This window comes from Marinomonas atlantica (assembly GCF_001639725.1).
Lineage (GTDB): Bacteria > Pseudomonadota > Gammaproteobacteria > Pseudomonadales > Marinomonadaceae > Marinomonas > Marinomonas atlantica.
This window is the reverse complement of sequence record NZ_LTAW01000005.1, coordinates 361836-377953: the sequence shown is the minus strand read 5'-3', so window position 1 is coordinate 377953 and position 16118 is coordinate 361836. Positions and strand designations below refer to the sequence as shown.

Genomic DNA, 16118 nt, shown 5'->3' with positions numbered 1-16118 from the left:
TTAATTAATCATCATCATTAGCGCTAGCGATCCGGTCTAAGCGATCTTGTTCTTCTTCAAAAGCAGCTTCAATTTCTACAAGAACGGAATCTACATCGGCTTCTTCTTCGGGCTCATCGAAATGACCTGTTAAAACAGTTTCAGTAGTCAGCTTGCCAGCTTCGTAGATTGACCAAATTTCTTTTGCGTATTTAGTCTCTAGCAGCTCAGGGGCGAAGGTACCGTAATAGTCACGCATATTATTCACATCACGTTCTAACATCCATTCTGCATGGTTGTTAGCAACCGCATCGACGGCTTGTGGTAAATCAATAATCACTGGCCCATGCGAGTCTACTAAAACATTAAACTCTGATAAGTCGCCGTGAACTAAGCCTGCGCATAGCATACGTACTACGTCTTTAATGATTTGAGCATGGTCTTCACGCGCTTGCTCGGGTGAGAGTACCACATCGTTAAGACGAGGAGCGACTTCACCGCTGTCATCAGTCACCAGCTCCATGAGTAAAACGCCATCAAAGCAACCATAAGGCGTTGGGACACGTACACCAGCTTGGGCTAGTTTGTATAGCGCATCGACTTCAGCGTTATGCCAAAGTGATTCCTGCTCATCACGACCAAACTTAGAGCCTTTCTCCATGGCACGAGCTCGACGGCTGTTTCGTACCTTACGACCTTCACGGTACTGAACGGCTTGTTTGAAACTGCGTTTGCCAGCATCTTTATACACTTTGGCACAACGAATGTCGGAGCCACAGCGCACAACATAAACAGTTGCTTCTTTGCCACTCATTAATTGGCTAATCACATCGTCAATCAACCCATCTTCAACAAGAGGTTGAATTCGTTTAGGAATTTTCATTTGGTTCCTTGTGGTAGAGTTTGACGACTCACAGCGCGAGTGTAGTTATAAATTGAAATGACTTGATACCTTGTAATCTGAATGGACAATGTTTTAAGTAGCGAGTATCGGACGCTTGAACGCTTTATACAATAGCGCACAGCTTAAAAATACATTTAACCGCTAATTATAAGTAGAACAATAACAAAAAAGGCTAATGAGTTGGCTGTCATCAGTGGGAGGCATGTATATGTCTAAAGTTCAGTTAATCAAAGATGTTCACTATATTGCTTTATTATTACCTTTTGAATGTAAGGTACTAAGCTCGTCGGTTTTAAATGGCGGGTTGAGTTGTACGAGGTCTTTCTTAAACTTGAAAGTAGATCAACACGCTCCTGCACCTTGGCCGATGCCCGAAGAGACTTTAAGTAATAAAACAAAAGCGTTGGCTCTACCTCAGCCAACTACCGCTATGATGACAGCGGCCTCAATGGATTCGCTTGGATATTGTAAGGAAAGTAGGGCGGAACTAGTGGTTGAGTGCTGGGTAACGGCTGGGTTGAGTAATGTTCGCCGCGTTGGAGACAGTTCAGATGAACAGCCAAAGGCGGGGACCATCAATATTAGCTTGTACATCAATCATCATCTTAGTGATACCGCGCTAGTGGAAGCATTGATGATGGTAACCGAGAGTAAAGTAACGGCCATCCGCGACGCAGGAATTGTAAGCCCAATTTCGGGTTCGCCTGCCAGTGGCACAGGGACCGATAGTCATGCAGTGTTCTGTACAAAACAGGGGGAGGTAGTTAATTATTGTGGTAAGCATACTCTGATTGGTGAATTAATTGGCAAAGCAGTTTTGAGTGCCTGTTCTACTAGCATAGAAAAATGCATGACCAATTAAAAATAATTCCGCTTGAAACTAAAGTTCAAATAATGATCGGATAAAATCATAAACGAGCGCGTTTAATGTGTATTATTGATTAATACTTGATCGATTTAGTGAATGCTATACGTAAGTAATTGTCTTATAAAAGTTTCTTTGTAATAGGCGGGTCTTAATTTTTATTAATATTTCTTTCCCTTTTTACACAAAGGGAGTTGAAAAACAATTCCAACGGCCTTACGTTATTAGTTGTGGCAATGAAACGCTAAACGTCCCTAACCAAATGGGATAGGTAGAAGGAATATAAATTATGTATACATTAGATATCAGCGGTCACCATGTTCACACGACTGAAGAAGTTCAACAAACAATAAAAGAAGGAATGGATCAACTTGTAGAGATAAATGGCAACATTACCTCTATTAAAGTCATTGTTAATTCAGAAAGTCATCAGAACAAAAGTGAGCTGATTATTGAGGCTCGCGTCCATATTCCAGGTCACGATTTATTTGCTTCTGTAACAACAGACAAACAATTGAGTGCAGCCGTCGACGCTCTAGTTGAAAAACTTGAGAAGCAGCTTTTAAAACATAAATCTAAGCATGAAGGCCGTAAACATCACCCTGATGCTCGTGATGTAGAAACAAATGAAGAGCGTGAAGAGCAAGAAGAATTCAATGAGTTAGAACGTCGCGATGTTGTTTAACAAGCGTTCGAACTAATCTAGATAAAGAAACCCGCCCCGGCGGGTTTTTTTATGCCTATAAAAACTGACTCATTCACTTATTGGAATGTAAATTGCTTGTTTTTTATTACCAAGTAACGCAGTTCGGAAAATGTAGTAATGACAAAAACAGTTCCTAAAGCGTTAACCGTCATGTTAGTTGATAATGAACCAGCTCGTGCGGCAATTGTTGAGCAAGCCATGTCCGATAGTGGTTATCGAGTGATACGACGCTTAGAAAATGCGAAAAATTTAACGCAAGCAGTGACAGAGTCACAGCCTGATATGGTCATCATTGATATCGAATCTCCCGATCGCGACATGCTCGAAAATATGTCACGACTCACCCATGACAACCCTAGACCCATTGTAATGTTTGCTGATGAAGGCAGTGCTGAGCAAGTAGAGGCGGCTATTCATGCGGGCGTTAGTGCTTATGTGGTTGATGGTATTCAGAGCAACAGTGTCAACGCGTTATTACAAGTTGCCATTGCACGGTTTCGAGAGTTTCACGCTTTGCGATCAGAGCTTGAGTCTGTGAGATCTCAGTTAGAGGACCGGAAAACCATCGATAAGGCAAAAGGCCTCATTATGAAACATCAAAAATGTGATGAACCAGCCGCCTACAAAGCACTGCGAAAACTGGCAATGGATAGAAGCCAGCGTATCATCGACGTTGCCCGCAATGTCATTTCAGTAATGGAATTAATGGGGGAAGAATCTTGAATCTGCCAATAACAAATCACATGCCTTCAAGTCCAAGTGTTAAAATTGGCTTCATCCCACTCATGGACTGCGCACCATTCGTTATAGCCCAAGAAAAAGGTTATTTTTTGGAGCACGGTGTTAATGTGCTGTTAAGCAAAGAAGCGTCATGGGCCAGTGTGCGTGACAAGGTTGCATTTAAAGTCCTAGATGGCGCGCACATGCTGGCCTCAATGCCCGTTGCTGCGAGTCTTGGAGTAGGAACCGTTAAAACTGCGATGCATACCAGCTTTGTTGTCAGTCATAACGGTAATGGCATTACCGTGAGTAACCGACTACATGAACGAATGAAGCTGTACGCAAATGATGTAAGTGACCTGCAAAGTGGCACGGCCTTAAAACACCTTGTCAGTAAGCGATGTAGCAAAGATTCGCCATTACGATTTGCTATCGTTTATCCGTATTCATCCCACAATTATCAGCTCAGGGACTGGCTAGATAAAGCAGGAATCGACCCAGATAAAGATGTTCAAATTATAGTTATCCCACCAACTAAAATGATTGATTATTTGAAGCTTGGTGAAATTGATGGCTATTGTGTCGGAGAGCCTTGGAACAGTTTAGCCGAAGAACAAAAAGTCGGAAAAATGCTGACAACTGGCTTTGATATTTGGGGCAGTGCACCGGAAAAAGTGTTTGGTGTGAACAGCCAATGGGCAGAACGTAATCCCCAAGCACACTGTGCGATTATTAAAGCACTGGATGCTGCATGCAAATGGGTAAGTCAGACAAGCAATCAACCAGAGCTACTGCATATATTGAGTCACCCAGACTACCTTAATTGTCCAGAAGAGCAGTTAACAAGTACTTTTAAGGCAGGCCAGTATTCTCTATCTGGCCAAATTAATCAGTGTTTTTCAGGGCAAGATGTCAACCTTCCAAAACCTAGTTACGCTTTATGGATCATGGCAAAAATGTATCGCTGGCAGCAACTCGCTTATGTACCTGCTCTTAACGATGTGGCAGAGCAGGTTTACCGCCAAGACCTTTATTGCAAAATCTTTGAGCAAGCACCAGAAATTGCTTCAAATTGGAAACTCAGTGATGAGCAACAACAAACTTGGTTGGATGATGTGGCGTCTAGTAAAGTTTTGCGAATATCACAAATATTGTCGAATCAATAGGGTGCATATTACATAAGGAATGCATCGTTAGAGGGCGCAATAAGGATTAACCGAGGCCTTAAACTGATTGAAATATCTTATATAACTGAAAAAATTAAGCTTTTTATTTTTGGCACACTACGTGCTTATTAAAATATGTAAATAACATTTCGGCGACTCCCACTGTTGGGAAGATCGCTCAAGTCATTAGTATTCAATGGTGAACCATTAATGACTGGCAAAGGTGCCTGTGATCACAATGTATTGTGTTCACACGCGCCTTTTTTTTGTTTCTAAAAAACCAAGTGGAGTTTTTCATGACGTTTAACGCTTTAAAAGCCATATTGCCTATACCTAATAATCGTGCAGCAACAAAGTTAACGTTTGCTGTCATCGCTAGCGCGGGGTTACTCGCTGGTGCAGCACATGCAGAGCTTGGTTACGCAGAGAAAGAAGAGCTCAAATTTGGTTTTATCAAACTAACGGATATGGCGCCGTTAGCCATCGCTTATGAAAAAGGCTACTTCGAAGATGAAGGTTTGTACGTCACTCTTGAAGCGCAAGCCAATTGGAAGGTGCTATTAGATCGAGTCATCGATGGACAGCTTGATGGCGCTCATATGCTGGCAGGCCAGCCGTTAGGAGCGACCATCGGCTACGGTACTCAAGCCCATATCATTACGGCATTCAGCATGGATTTAAACGGCAACGGCATCACGGTTTCAAATGATGTCTGGGCTGATATGAAGAAAAACATTTCACATGACGCACAAGGTAAACCGATCCACCCAATCAGTGCTAGTGCTCTTAAACCTGTGATTGAGAAGTATAAGTCACAAGGCAAGCCTTTCAATATGGGCATGGTTTTCCCAGTATCCACACACAATTACGAACTACGTTATTGGCTTGCGGCAGGTGGTATTAGCCCAGGGTTTTATGCACCTGCTAAAGGGGACACAAGTGGTCAAATAAATGCAGATGCGTATTTATCTGTGACCCCGCCACCACAAATGCCAGCGACGATGGAGGCAGGCACTATTTCGGGCTACTGCGTAGGTGAGCCTTGGAACCAACAGGCAGTTTTCAAGGGCATTGGTGTACCAGTAATTACAGACTATGAGATATGGCGTAACAACCCCGAAAAAGTATTTGGCGTAAGTGGGGATTGGGCTGAAGAAAATCCGATTACGCATATTCGTGTTGTTAAAGCCATGATTCGTGCTGCGAAATGGTTAGATGAAAACAACAATGCTAACCGACCTGAAGCCGTCGAAATTCTATCCCGAAGTGAATACGTAGGTGCCGATTATGATGTGATCGCTAACAGTATGACGGGGACATTTGAGTATGAAAAAGGCGATAAACGAGACATCCCAGATTTCAACGTATTCTTCCGTCATAACGCTACTTACCCTTATTACAGCGATGCCATCTGGTATCTAACGCAAATGCGCCGTTGGGGGCAAATTGCAGAAGGCAAATCGGATGAGTGGTATATGGAAACAGCGAAGGACGTCTACCGTCCAGACATCTATGCACAAGCCGCTAATTCTCTTATTGAAGATGGTCTCATGATGGCTTCTGAATTCCCTGATTTTGAAACTGAAGATGGCTTTAAACCACCTCAAGAAGGCTTTATTGATGGCAAGGTTTATGACGGTAAGCAACCGAATGAATACCTGAAAAAATTTGCCATTGGTCTAAAAGGTGATGAGCAAATCTAACTATTCGACGCCGTGGCTCAGAGCATTGAGCCACGGCAAACGTCCAATAACATAGTGAGAACAACATGACCTTATCGAGCGTCTCAAAAGCTTCTATAAAGGACTGGATATCTGATATATCCATTAAAAAAGCGCTATTCCCTGTCATTGGTATTCTTGTTTTCTTGATGCTTTGGCAAATAGGGGCAAGTCGGGTTAATACATCGCTGGGTACTTTCCCAGGCCCTGTGGTGGTATACGAACAATGGAACAGTTTAGTCGATGATCATCACCGAGAACGTACGAAAGAGTCCGCTTTTTATGAACGTCAAGAACAGCGTATTGAAGCAAGACAGGCTAAAGACCCTAACTACGTGGGCAAGATTCGTAGTTATACGGGTAAACCAACCTTTTTTGATCAGATTTTTACCAGCCTATATACCGTTTTGGCGGGCTTTGGCTTAGCAACCCTGATCGCGATCCCTGTCGGTATTTTGATTGGCTTAAACAGTTCAGTCTACAGTGCGTTAAATCCTGTTATTCAGATATTTAAACCGGTATCACCGCTGGCATGGCTTCCTTTGGTCACTATGGTAGTGAGTGCTTCGTATGTATCAGACGATCCGATGTTTTCAAAATCATTTTTGACCTCAATGTTTACCGTGACGCTGTGTTGCATGTGGCCGACACTTATCAATACGGCAGTAGGTGTTGCCGCGGTGGAGAAGGACTTACTTAACGTGTCTAAAGTATTGCGCCTCGGCTGGATGACACATGTGATCAAAATCGTGATTCCTTCTGCTATTCCTTTGATGTTTACCGGCTTACGTTTGTCATTAGGCATAGCATGGATGGTGTTAATTGCTGCAGAAATGTTGGCGCAAAACCCTGGTCTTGGCAAGTTTGTTTGGGATGAGTTCCAAAACGGCAGTTCTAACTCGTTAGGTCGCATTATGGTGGCTGTATTAACGATCGGCTTCATAGGCTTCTTGTTAGATAGAGCCATGTTAACCATTCAGCGTTATGTCTCATGGGACAAAACTCAGGTGCTTCGTTAAGCAGTTAATATTGATAAGGAGAACATCATGGCGACACATTTAGACATCAGTCAAGTATCCATCGAATTTCCAACGCCCAAAGGGCCCTTTAAAGCACTAGACGGTGTAAACCTCAAAATAGAAAAAGGCGAATTTGTCTCTTTGATTGGGCATTCCGGCTGCGGTAAATCAACGGTTTTGAATATTGTTGCGGGACTCTATGATGCGACCGAAGGGGGTGTCTTGTTAGATGGCCGTGAGGTTCGTGGGCCTGGGCCGGAGCGTGCCGTGGTCTTTCAAAACCATTCCTTATTACCATGGCTAACTTCTTACGAAAATGTTGAGTTGGCAGTAAAGCAGGTCTTTCGTAAAACTAAAACCAAAAAAGAAATGCATGAATGGATCATGCATAACTTGGAATTGGTTCATATGACCCATGCAGCGGATAAACGCCCAGATGAAATATCTGGGGGTATGAAGCAACGAGTTGGTATTGCTCGTGCCTTGGCGATGGAGCCAAGTGTGTTACTGATGGATGAGCCATTTGGTGCATTGGACGCTCTTACACGTGCCCATTTACAAGACTCTCTTATGGAGATTCAAAAAGACCTAAATAACACTGTGATTATGATTACTCATGATGTGGACGAAGCCGTTTTATTGTCTGATCGGATTGTCATGATGACCAACGGCCCAGCAGCAACAGTGGGCGAAGTGCTGCATGTTGATCTAGAGCGACCAAGAGATCGTTTATCTTTGGCAAACGATCCTAAATATGTCGATTATCGCGCCCAAGTGCTGACGTTCCTATATGAGAAGCAGCGTAAGGTTGAGCCAATAAGTCCGTCTAAAAGCACACAAAATAATGATAAAGGCAAAGTCGTCAATGGCTAATCAAAGCAAAGCATGCGCTCGCTTAGTCATAGTTGGTGGCGGTATGGCTGGAAGTAAGCTTGCTCAAGACGCAATGGCTTCTGAGTTGAACTACCACATCACCTTGATTAGCGAAGAGTCACAAGTGGGTTACAACCGCATTATGCTGTCTGCGTTATTGGCCAAAGACATTACAGAAAACGATATGCTTTTGGTTGACATATTGAAAATGAGTCAATCCGGTATGCATATCATCGCTGGTGACCCTGCCGAAGCGGTAGATATCAGCAACAAACAGGTCCTACTTAAAAGCGGTCGTCAAATTGCCTATGACAAATTGGTATTTGCAACGGGCTCTAGAGCCAGCCAGTTAACAATTGAGGGGAGTTTAGCTCCCAATGTTATGGGGTTTCGTAATTGGCGAGATACCGAAATATTGTCCAATTTAGATAACAAGGATCATGTGAGTGTGATTGGTGGTGGTTTACTCGGGCTAGAAGCCGCTGTGGGGTTAGCAAAAAAAGGCCACCCCGTGTCCGTTTACCATCGCTCTAAGTGGTTACTGAATCGTCAATTAGATAATAATGCTGCGAAATTGCTGCAATCTACACTCGAGCAATATGGCATTGTATTTCATTTAGGCCAAACACCAGAGCGTTTACAGCAAGAGACAGCAGGGCACGTTGTTGCTGTTGAGTGTAATGGCCATACTCAGCCCACTCAACTCGTGGTTATGGCGACCGGCATTACCCCTGAAGTAGCTTTAGCTGAGCGCTCAGGCATAAACGTGAATAGAGCTATCGTGGTTGATGCACAAATGCGCACATCACACCCTGATATCTTTGCATTAGGGGAATGCTGTGAATTTGACTCACATACCTTCGGCCTTGTGGCGCCAATCTGGAATCAAATTAAGGTACTACTACAAACGCTCAACGAACAACCATCCGTGTTTGAAATTGAAGCCGTACCGACCAAACTAAAAGTGTCTGGCATAAACCTATTTTCAGTAGGAAAAATCGAGCCAGATGAGGACGATGTGTGTCTTTGCTACACCGACATCGCCACCCATCATTATCGCAAGCTTCTGGTCAACGGCGACCAGCTAGTAGGCGCAATTCTTTACGGCAATGTGGCCGATGGAAGCTGGTATTTCCAGCTTATGCAAAATAAAACAAATGTCTCAGACATACTGGATACGTTGATATTTGGTGAAGCATATTGCTGCCAAAACGTTGCCTAGTTAAACAGAGCCATTAAATACGCCATCGATTTGGCATCACCTAGCGTGAGGAATAGACAATGACGACACCAACACACAAACAACGACTCGTAGTGGTAGGCAATGGCATGGTGGGGCACCATTTTATTGAAACACTCATTGCGCAAGGTGGACATGAGTCCTACCAAATAACAGTTTTTGGCGCAGAACCTCACCTTGCCTACGATCGCGTGCACTTGAGTGAGTACTTTTCTGGCAAAGGTGCTGCCGAATTAGCGATGACGGATGGCTCGCTCTATAACCAGCATAGCGTCAAATACGTAACAGATTGCTTAGTGACAGGTATTGATCGCGACAGCAAAGAATTGTTACTTCAAGATAGTTCGACAGTGGCTTACGATAAGTTAATCCTTGCCACCGGCTCTTATCCTTTTGTGCCACCAATTCCAGGTCATCAGCGCGAAAATACGTTCGTGTATCGAACGCTAGAAGATTTGGATTCGATTCGAGAGTGTGCACGCACAGCGAAAACTGGAACAGTCATCGGAGGTGGTTTACTGGGGTTGGAGGCCGCAAATGCGTTAAAAAGCCTAGGACTAAAAACTCATGTTGTGGAGTTTGCTCCGCGGTTGATGCCTGTTCAGCTAGACGAGCAGGGTGGCGACGTTCTGAAAAGCATGATCAAAGCTTTAGATGTAACGGTGCATACAGATACGGCAACTAACGAAATCGTCGATGGCGAAACCGCATATCATCGTATGAACTTTGCAGATGGGTCTTATATTGAAACCGATTTGATTCTGTTTTCAGCAGGTATTCGCCCACAAGATGCCTTGGCAACACAGTCTGGCTTGGCAATTGGTGAGCGTGGTGGTATTGCGATTAATAACCAGTGCCGAACAAGTGATAACGATATCTACGCGATCGGAGAATGTGCGCTATGGAATAACCGCATTTTTGGCTTAGTTGCGCCAGGTTACACGATGGCCAAAACAGCTGTGGCTGATTTAATGGGAGATGTAACTACGTCTTTCACTGGTGCCGATATGAGCACCAAGCTTAAGCTTTTAGGATGCGACGTTGGCTCGATTGGTGATGCCCATGCCACTACTCAAGGCAGTAAAGTCTTTGTGTATCAAGACGAGCTAAACAACGCTTACCGTAAAATGGTGGTATCTGAGGATGGCAAGAAGTTACTCGGTGCAGTGCTAGTAGGTGACAACAGTTATTATGACACGTTGTTACAATATTTCTTGAACGCCATTGATTTGCCTGAGCAGGCTCAATCACTTATTTTGCCGGCAATGGAAGGTGCACCTGCTGGTCTAGGCATAGACGCTTTGCCTGCCACGGCTTCTGTCTGTAGTTGTCATAATGTCACCAAGCAAGACATCAGTGACGCGGTGTCTGCAGGATTGATGAGCATTGGCGATATTAAGCAAACGACCAAAGCTAGCACTGGATGTGGTGGATGTGCGGCACTTTTGAAAAAGTGTGTTGATCATGAGCTACTCGCATTGGGTGTTGAGGTCAGCACAGATATTTGTGAGCATTTTGCTTACACCCGCCAAGACCTATTCAATTTGGTGAAGGTCGAGGGTATAAAAAGTTTTGCTGAATTGTTAGGCAAACATGGAAAAGGCTATGGTTGTGAGATCTGCAAGCCTGCGATTGGTTCGATCCTAGCCAGTGTGTGGAACGATTATGTTTTGAAAAAAGAGCATATCTCGCTACAAGACACTAATGATCGCTTTCTAGCCAATATGCAGAAGGATGGGACCTACTCCATCGTTCCTCGAATTCCAGGTGGCGAAATTACTGCTGACAAGCTCATCGTACTTGGGCAGGTCGCCAAAGAGTACAATTTATATACCAAAGTGACGGGGGGCCAACGCATCGACTTATTTGGTGCCACCATGGCCCAATTACCGGACATTTGGAAAAAACTTGTCGATGCGGGCTTTGAAACAGGCCAAGCCTACGGCAAGTCGTTACGTACAGTAAAATCATGTGTCGGCAGTACTTGGTGTCGCTATGGGGTTAATGACAGCCTTTCAATGGCGATTGCTTTAGAGAATCGTTATAAAGGTTTGCGCTCGCCTCATAAAATTAAGTTCGCTGTCTCTGGTTGTACGCGCGAATGTGCTGAAGCGCAAAGTAAAGATATTGGTGTGATCGCAACGGAAGGAGGGTGGAACCTCTATGTCTGCGGGAATGGTGGCATGAAACCTCGTCACGGTGATTTATTTGCAACGGATTTAGACGATGCAACCTTAGTAAAATACATTGATCGAATTCTTATGTTTTATGTGAAAACAGCTGATCGATTACAGCGCACTTCTGTATGGATGGAAAACCTTGAAGGGGGGTTATCTTACCTAAAAGACGTTGTCATTCGCGATTCGTTAGGATTATGTAACGAGTTGGAGACGCAAATGAATCATGTCGTCGACACTTTCCAATGTGAGTGGAAAACAACAATCGAAGATGAGGCTGCTTTAAAAACCTTCCGCCAATTTGTCAATCATGATGCTCAAGATGAGAATGTTGTCTTTGTCCAAGAGCGAGATCAAATTCGCCCCGCTACATTGGATGAAAAAGCCCAACTGATTGCAAAAGCTATTTAGGAGACAAACGTGATGTGGACAAAAGTATGTCAAACTGACGATTTAATTACTGGTGCTGGGGTTGCGGCAATGGTCGAGGGACAACAGGTCGCATTGTTTCTTGTGCCTGAAAGTGAACAACAAGTATATGCACTTTCAAATTGGGATCCTGTTGGCCAAGCTAATGTGCTTTCCCGTGGCATAGTGGCTCATTTACAAGACGAGTGGGTAGTGGCCAGCCCATTGTATAAACAGCACTTTTCTCTCAAGACAGGAAACTGTCTTGAGGAATCCTTTCAGATCTGTACATGGCAAACAAAAATCGAAGATGGGTCCGTGTTTGTGGCTCAACAGGTTTAATTTGGTGCATTTTTGGGGTGTACAGTACTTAATTTGGTGCGTGAGAGGCTTTCGAAAGCAAGTTATAACAGCTTATAAAATAAAAATTCGTTTGAAAGTTCTTAATGACAGCGATTATGGCAGAAACACTTTGTTGGCCTGAGTCTTGCTTAATATAGTTTAACTGTTGCACCGTAAACCGACGCTGGTTTATACATAAAGCAAACAGATATCACAAAAGGCAACGAGGCCCGATTCTCTTCTACAGAAGAGGTCGGGCCTTTTTTGTGCCTAAAAAATGTGTTGATGCCTTTACCCTCAGGAGAATACTTATGACTGTCTCAAGCGTCAAAACAACATGCCCTTATTGTGGCGTAGGCTGTGGCGTGAATCTTTCTTATTCTAAAGAGCCTTCAGATACAGTATTACCTGTTTCTGGTGATGACCAGCATCCTGCTAATTTTGGACGATTGTGTGTCAAAGGCAGTAGTCTAGCGCAAACCATCACCTTAGATGACCGCATGCTCACACCTCAGGTTAATGGCAAGCCCTCTTCGTGGGAACATGCTACAGATGTGATCAGCCATAAAATACGTGATGTGATCGCGAAACATGGTCCTAATGCATTTGCGTTCTATTTGTCAGGTCAAATTTTAACGGAAGATTACTATGTCGCTAATAAACTTGCTAAGGGCTTTATTGGCACTGCCAACGTGGATACTAATTCACGTTTGTGTATGGCCTCAGCAGTAGTCGGCTATAAACGCGCTTTTGGTTCAGACACTGTGCCGTGTAACTACGAGGATCTTGAGCGCTGTGACTTATTGATCATGGTTGGATCAAATGCTGCTTGGACACATCCCGTTTTGTTTCAAAGAATCGTAGCCGCTAAGGCTAAACGCCCCGAAATGCGAGTCGTGGTAATTGATCCAAGAAGAACCGCAACGTGCGATGTCGCCGATCTCCACCTAGCCATCACCCCAGGATCTGATGCTGCCATTTTTTCCTATTTGCTGAACGATACTGCACAGCATGAGTCTTTGGATCATGGCTTTATTGACAGCCATACAGATAATTTCGATTTGGCATTAAATCAAGCTCAAGCATCGACGCCTGATTTAGAAACAACAGCTGAATTTTGTAACATAGCGCCGCATGAATTAAACCTGCTTTGTGAGTTATGGCGCAAGACCGACAAAACAGTCACCTTTTATTCACAAGGGGTAAATCAGTCTTCTAGCGGCGTTGATAAATGCAACGCCATTATCAACTGTCATTTGGCAACGGGTCGAATAGGTAAAGAAGGAGCTGGACCTTTCTCCATTACCGGTCAACCCAATGCGATGGGTGGACGAGAAGTCGGTGGTTTGGCTAATCAGCTGGCCGCGCATATGGATTTTGCTACACCAGGGGCACAAGACCTTGTAAAGCGCTTTTGGAATGCACCGAATATGGCGACAGAAAATGGCCTCAAAGCCGTCGACTTGTTCCAAGCAATGGAGCAGGGTGACGTTAAAATTGTTTGGATAATGTCGACTAACCCAATGGTAAGCATACCTGATACGGCGCAAGTACAGCGAGCATTAGAAAAGTGTGATTTGGTGATTGTTAGTGATGTAAAAGCACATACAGATACCACTGCTTATGCTGATGTGCTACTTCCTGCAACAGGTTGGAGTGAGAAAGACGGCACGGTGACCAATTCTGAACGACGTATTTCTCGCCAGCGCGGATTGCTCCCAGCACCAGAGCAAGCTATGCATGACTGGCAATCGATTTGCGATGTTGCTAAGAAACTGGGCTATCAATCGGCCTTTTCATATTCATCACCACATGAGATCTTTGCTGAACACGCTGCGCTTTCCACCTTTGAGAACAATGGGAAGCGTGATTTCGATATAGGTGTATTTAAAAATATAAGCCGTGAACAGTATGACCAATTCACCCCAATTCAATGGCCTGTTACCCAACAGGCGCCTTACGGTACCGCGCGTATGTTTGAAGATAAGCACTTTTATACGCCAAATGGGCGCGCTCAGTTTTTCCCAATAACGCCCAGGCTGCCTCAAGCACATCCCAGTAAGCAGTATCCATTGACGCTCAACACGGGGCGTATCCGTGATCAATGGCATACCATGACGAGAACGGGGGATGCAGCGGTTTTAGCACGGCATATTTCGCAGCCTTTTGTTGAGATACATCCGCAAGATGCTCTTCAATACGACATACAGGATAAAGCGCTCGTCACACTAACGTCGCCACATGGTCGTGTAATCGTCAAAGCTAAAATATCCGATGAAACTGCTCAGGGCTCAGTGTTTGTACCGATTCATTGGACAAAACAGTTTGCGAGTAAATCGGTTATTTCCGCTTTAGTTCCGCCTGTTGTTGATCCACTTTCGGGACAACCTGAATCAAAACACGCTCAGGCAGCTGTTTCACCCATTAAAAATGCCACTTATGGTTCGTTGATTTCAGAAACGGAGCTTAATCTTTCTGATTGCTTGTATTGGTGCAAAGTCCCTAGCGAATTTGGGCATCGTTATGAAGTGGCTTGGCCTGAAAAAATTCCCCTGTCAGACTTAAAGAGTCGTTTTGATAGTCACTCAATACTTGATTTGCAATGGCTTGAATATAGCAACCCAATTAATCATCAGACGCGACTCGCAGGCGTTCAGAACGACCATCTTAAAATCGTCATTTATCTAAGCGACAGCCCTACAGTATCAACAACTGATTGGCTTATTTCTCGATTATCTTTGCAACAATCTTTGTCTGATTCAGAGCGAATGGCGTTATTAGTCGGTAAGCCTGTTGATATGGAAGACAAAGGTGAGATTGTTTGTGCTTGTTTTCAAGTGGGAACGACACAAATAGAGAAATCGGTAAAACAAGGTGCCTGCTCCATCGAGTCGCTTGGTATTGAATTAAAGTGTGGAACCAATTGTGGCTCATGTATCCCTGAGCTAAAAGCGTTAATCACTTCCAACGTGGAAACAGAATCATGAGTCTAGTGTTTACGCAGTTTATTAAGATCCTTGGCCGCGGCAATAAAGGTTCACGTTCGTTAACCGTTGATGAAGCCCAAACAGCAATGAGCATGATGTTGGTAGGAGAGGCAGCACCTGAACAAATAGGCGCCTTTTGGATGCTCATCCGAATACGTGAAGAAACAGTGGATGAAACCGTAGGGTTTACTCAAGCCGTAAGGGCCTTTTTAAGTGCAAAGAACGCAGATGATCATGGTATTGATCTAGATTGGCCTGCTTACGCAGGCAAACGCAACGAGTTACCATGGTTTTTGCTAGCTGCATTGGCCTTAGCGGATTCAGGTATTAAGGTTTTAATGCATGGACATTCATTTGAAGGGGAGGATCGACTTTACGTTGATGAAGTGATTTCAGCGCTAGCGTTGCCTATCTGTTTAACAGGCAGCTCTCCCAAAGTAACACTGCAAGAGCGTCATTTTGCTTATATGCCTCTTAGCAGTATTAGCCCTAAGCTGGCACAAATGATGGACTTAAAATACACATTGGGGTTACGTTCACCTGTAAACACGGTCGTACGTATGATGAACCCATTTCAGGCGTCACACAGTGTTCATGGCGTATTTCATAAAGGCTATGATGAACTTCATGTCGCATCCTCTGAGCGTCTAGGTGATCCTTCTGTATTGGTGTTTCGTGGAGGGAACGGTGAGGTCGAAGTCAATCCTGAGCGTGATGTTACGTTAGGAAAGTTGCATAAAGAGAAAGTGTCTTGGCAAACTTGGCCAAAAGCTGAACAGACTCACAAAAGGCAAAAAAATAATTTAGACTTATCTCGATTGATTAGTCACTGGCGTGGCGAGGCTTTAGACTCGTTTGGTGAACAGGCAGTGCGACAAACACTTGCCTCAGTTGCAGGATTATTATTTAACAAATCAAATCAATCCGAATGTCTTGAATTGGCCGACAGAATTTGGCAAACAAGAGATAGACAAAAAATCTAGAGATAAAAAAAAGCCGATGTTGATTCAA

The 16118-nt window shown here is 44.0% G+C and carries 13 protein-coding genes; 12 read left to right on the top strand and 1 reads right to left on the bottom strand.

Features of this window, described 5'->3' with window-relative positions; genetic code table 11:
- Positions 1-4 precede the first annotated feature (4 nt).
- Entirely contained in the window at positions 5-862 is an 858-nt protein-coding gene (locus AYW75_RS11455; protein WP_067099526.1) for a PA4780 family RIO1-like protein kinase, read from the bottom strand.
- Between the two features lie 229 nt (positions 863-1091).
- Between AYW75_RS11455 and AYW75_RS11450 the strand changes: the two genes are divergently transcribed.
- The 12 genes from AYW75_RS11450 (at position 1092) to AYW75_RS11395 (ending at position 16090) form a co-directional block, all read left to right on the top strand.
- Positions 1092-1745 carry an adenosylcobinamide amidohydrolase gene (locus AYW75_RS11450; protein WP_067099524.1) on the top strand — a complete coding sequence of 218 codons (654 nt, stop codon included), beginning with the start codon at positions 1092-1094 and terminating at the stop codon, positions 1743-1745.
- A 292-nt stretch (positions 1746-2037) separates the two neighbouring features.
- Positions 2038-2433 carry a ribosome hibernation-promoting factor, HPF/YfiA family gene (hpf, locus tag AYW75_RS11445; RefSeq protein WP_067099522.1) on the top strand — a complete coding sequence of 132 codons (396 nt, stop codon included), beginning with the start codon at positions 2038-2040 and terminating at the stop codon, positions 2431-2433.
- 138 nt (positions 2434-2571) lie between these two features.
- Complete coding sequence (locus AYW75_RS11440) at positions 2572-3177, top strand: ANTAR domain-containing response regulator (protein WP_067099521.1); 606 nt, start codon at positions 2572-2574, stop codon at positions 3175-3177.
- Positions 3174-4340 carry a CmpA/NrtA family ABC transporter substrate-binding protein gene (locus tag AYW75_RS11435; protein ID WP_067099519.1) on the top strand — a complete coding sequence of 389 codons (1167 nt, stop codon included), beginning with the start codon at positions 3174-3176 and terminating at the stop codon, positions 4338-4340. Before AYW75_RS11440 ends, AYW75_RS11435 begins: the two co-directional genes overlap by 4 nt.
- Positions 4341-4636: 296 nt before the next feature.
- Positions 4637-6043: a CmpA/NrtA family ABC transporter substrate-binding protein gene (locus tag AYW75_RS11430; RefSeq protein WP_067099517.1), complete on the top strand. Its 1407-nt coding sequence runs from the start codon at positions 4637-4639 to the stop codon at positions 6041-6043.
- Between the two features lie 65 nt (positions 6044-6108).
- Complete coding sequence (locus AYW75_RS11425; protein ID WP_067099515.1) at positions 6109-7080, top strand: ABC transporter permease; 972 nt, start codon at positions 6109-6111, stop codon at positions 7078-7080.
- A 27-nt stretch (positions 7081-7107) separates the two neighbouring features.
- Positions 7108-7953: an ABC transporter ATP-binding protein gene (locus AYW75_RS11420; protein ID WP_067099513.1), complete on the top strand. Its 846-nt coding sequence runs from the start codon at positions 7108-7110 to the stop codon at positions 7951-7953.
- Complete coding sequence (locus tag AYW75_RS11415) at positions 7946-9175, top strand: NAD(P)/FAD-dependent oxidoreductase (RefSeq protein WP_067099511.1); 1230 nt, start codon at positions 7946-7948, stop codon at positions 9173-9175. Before AYW75_RS11420 ends, AYW75_RS11415 begins: the two co-directional genes overlap by 8 nt.
- 59 nt (positions 9176-9234) lie before the next feature.
- The gene (nirB, locus tag AYW75_RS11410) at positions 9235-11781 is read left to right on the top strand and encodes a nitrite reductase large subunit NirB (RefSeq protein WP_067099509.1); all 2547 of its coding nucleotides are present in this window, start codon (positions 9235-9237) and stop codon (positions 11779-11781) included.
- A 12-nt stretch (positions 11782-11793) separates the two neighbouring features.
- On the top strand, positions 11794-12120 hold the full coding sequence (gene nirD, locus AYW75_RS11405; protein ID WP_067099507.1) for a nitrite reductase small subunit NirD: 327 nt from the start codon (positions 11794-11796) through the stop codon (positions 12118-12120).
- Positions 12121-12431: 311 nt separating this feature from the next.
- Positions 12432-15107 carry a nitrate reductase gene (locus tag AYW75_RS11400; protein ID WP_067099506.1) on the top strand — a complete coding sequence of 892 codons (2676 nt, stop codon included), beginning with the start codon at positions 12432-12434 and terminating at the stop codon, positions 15105-15107.
- Positions 15104-16090, top strand: coding sequence for a glycosyl transferase family protein (locus AYW75_RS11395; protein ID WP_067099504.1), 987 nt, complete (start codon positions 15104-15106; stop codon positions 16088-16090). The genes AYW75_RS11400 and AYW75_RS11395 overlap by 4 nt, the downstream gene beginning before the upstream one ends.
- Positions 16091-16118 lie beyond the last annotated feature (28 nt).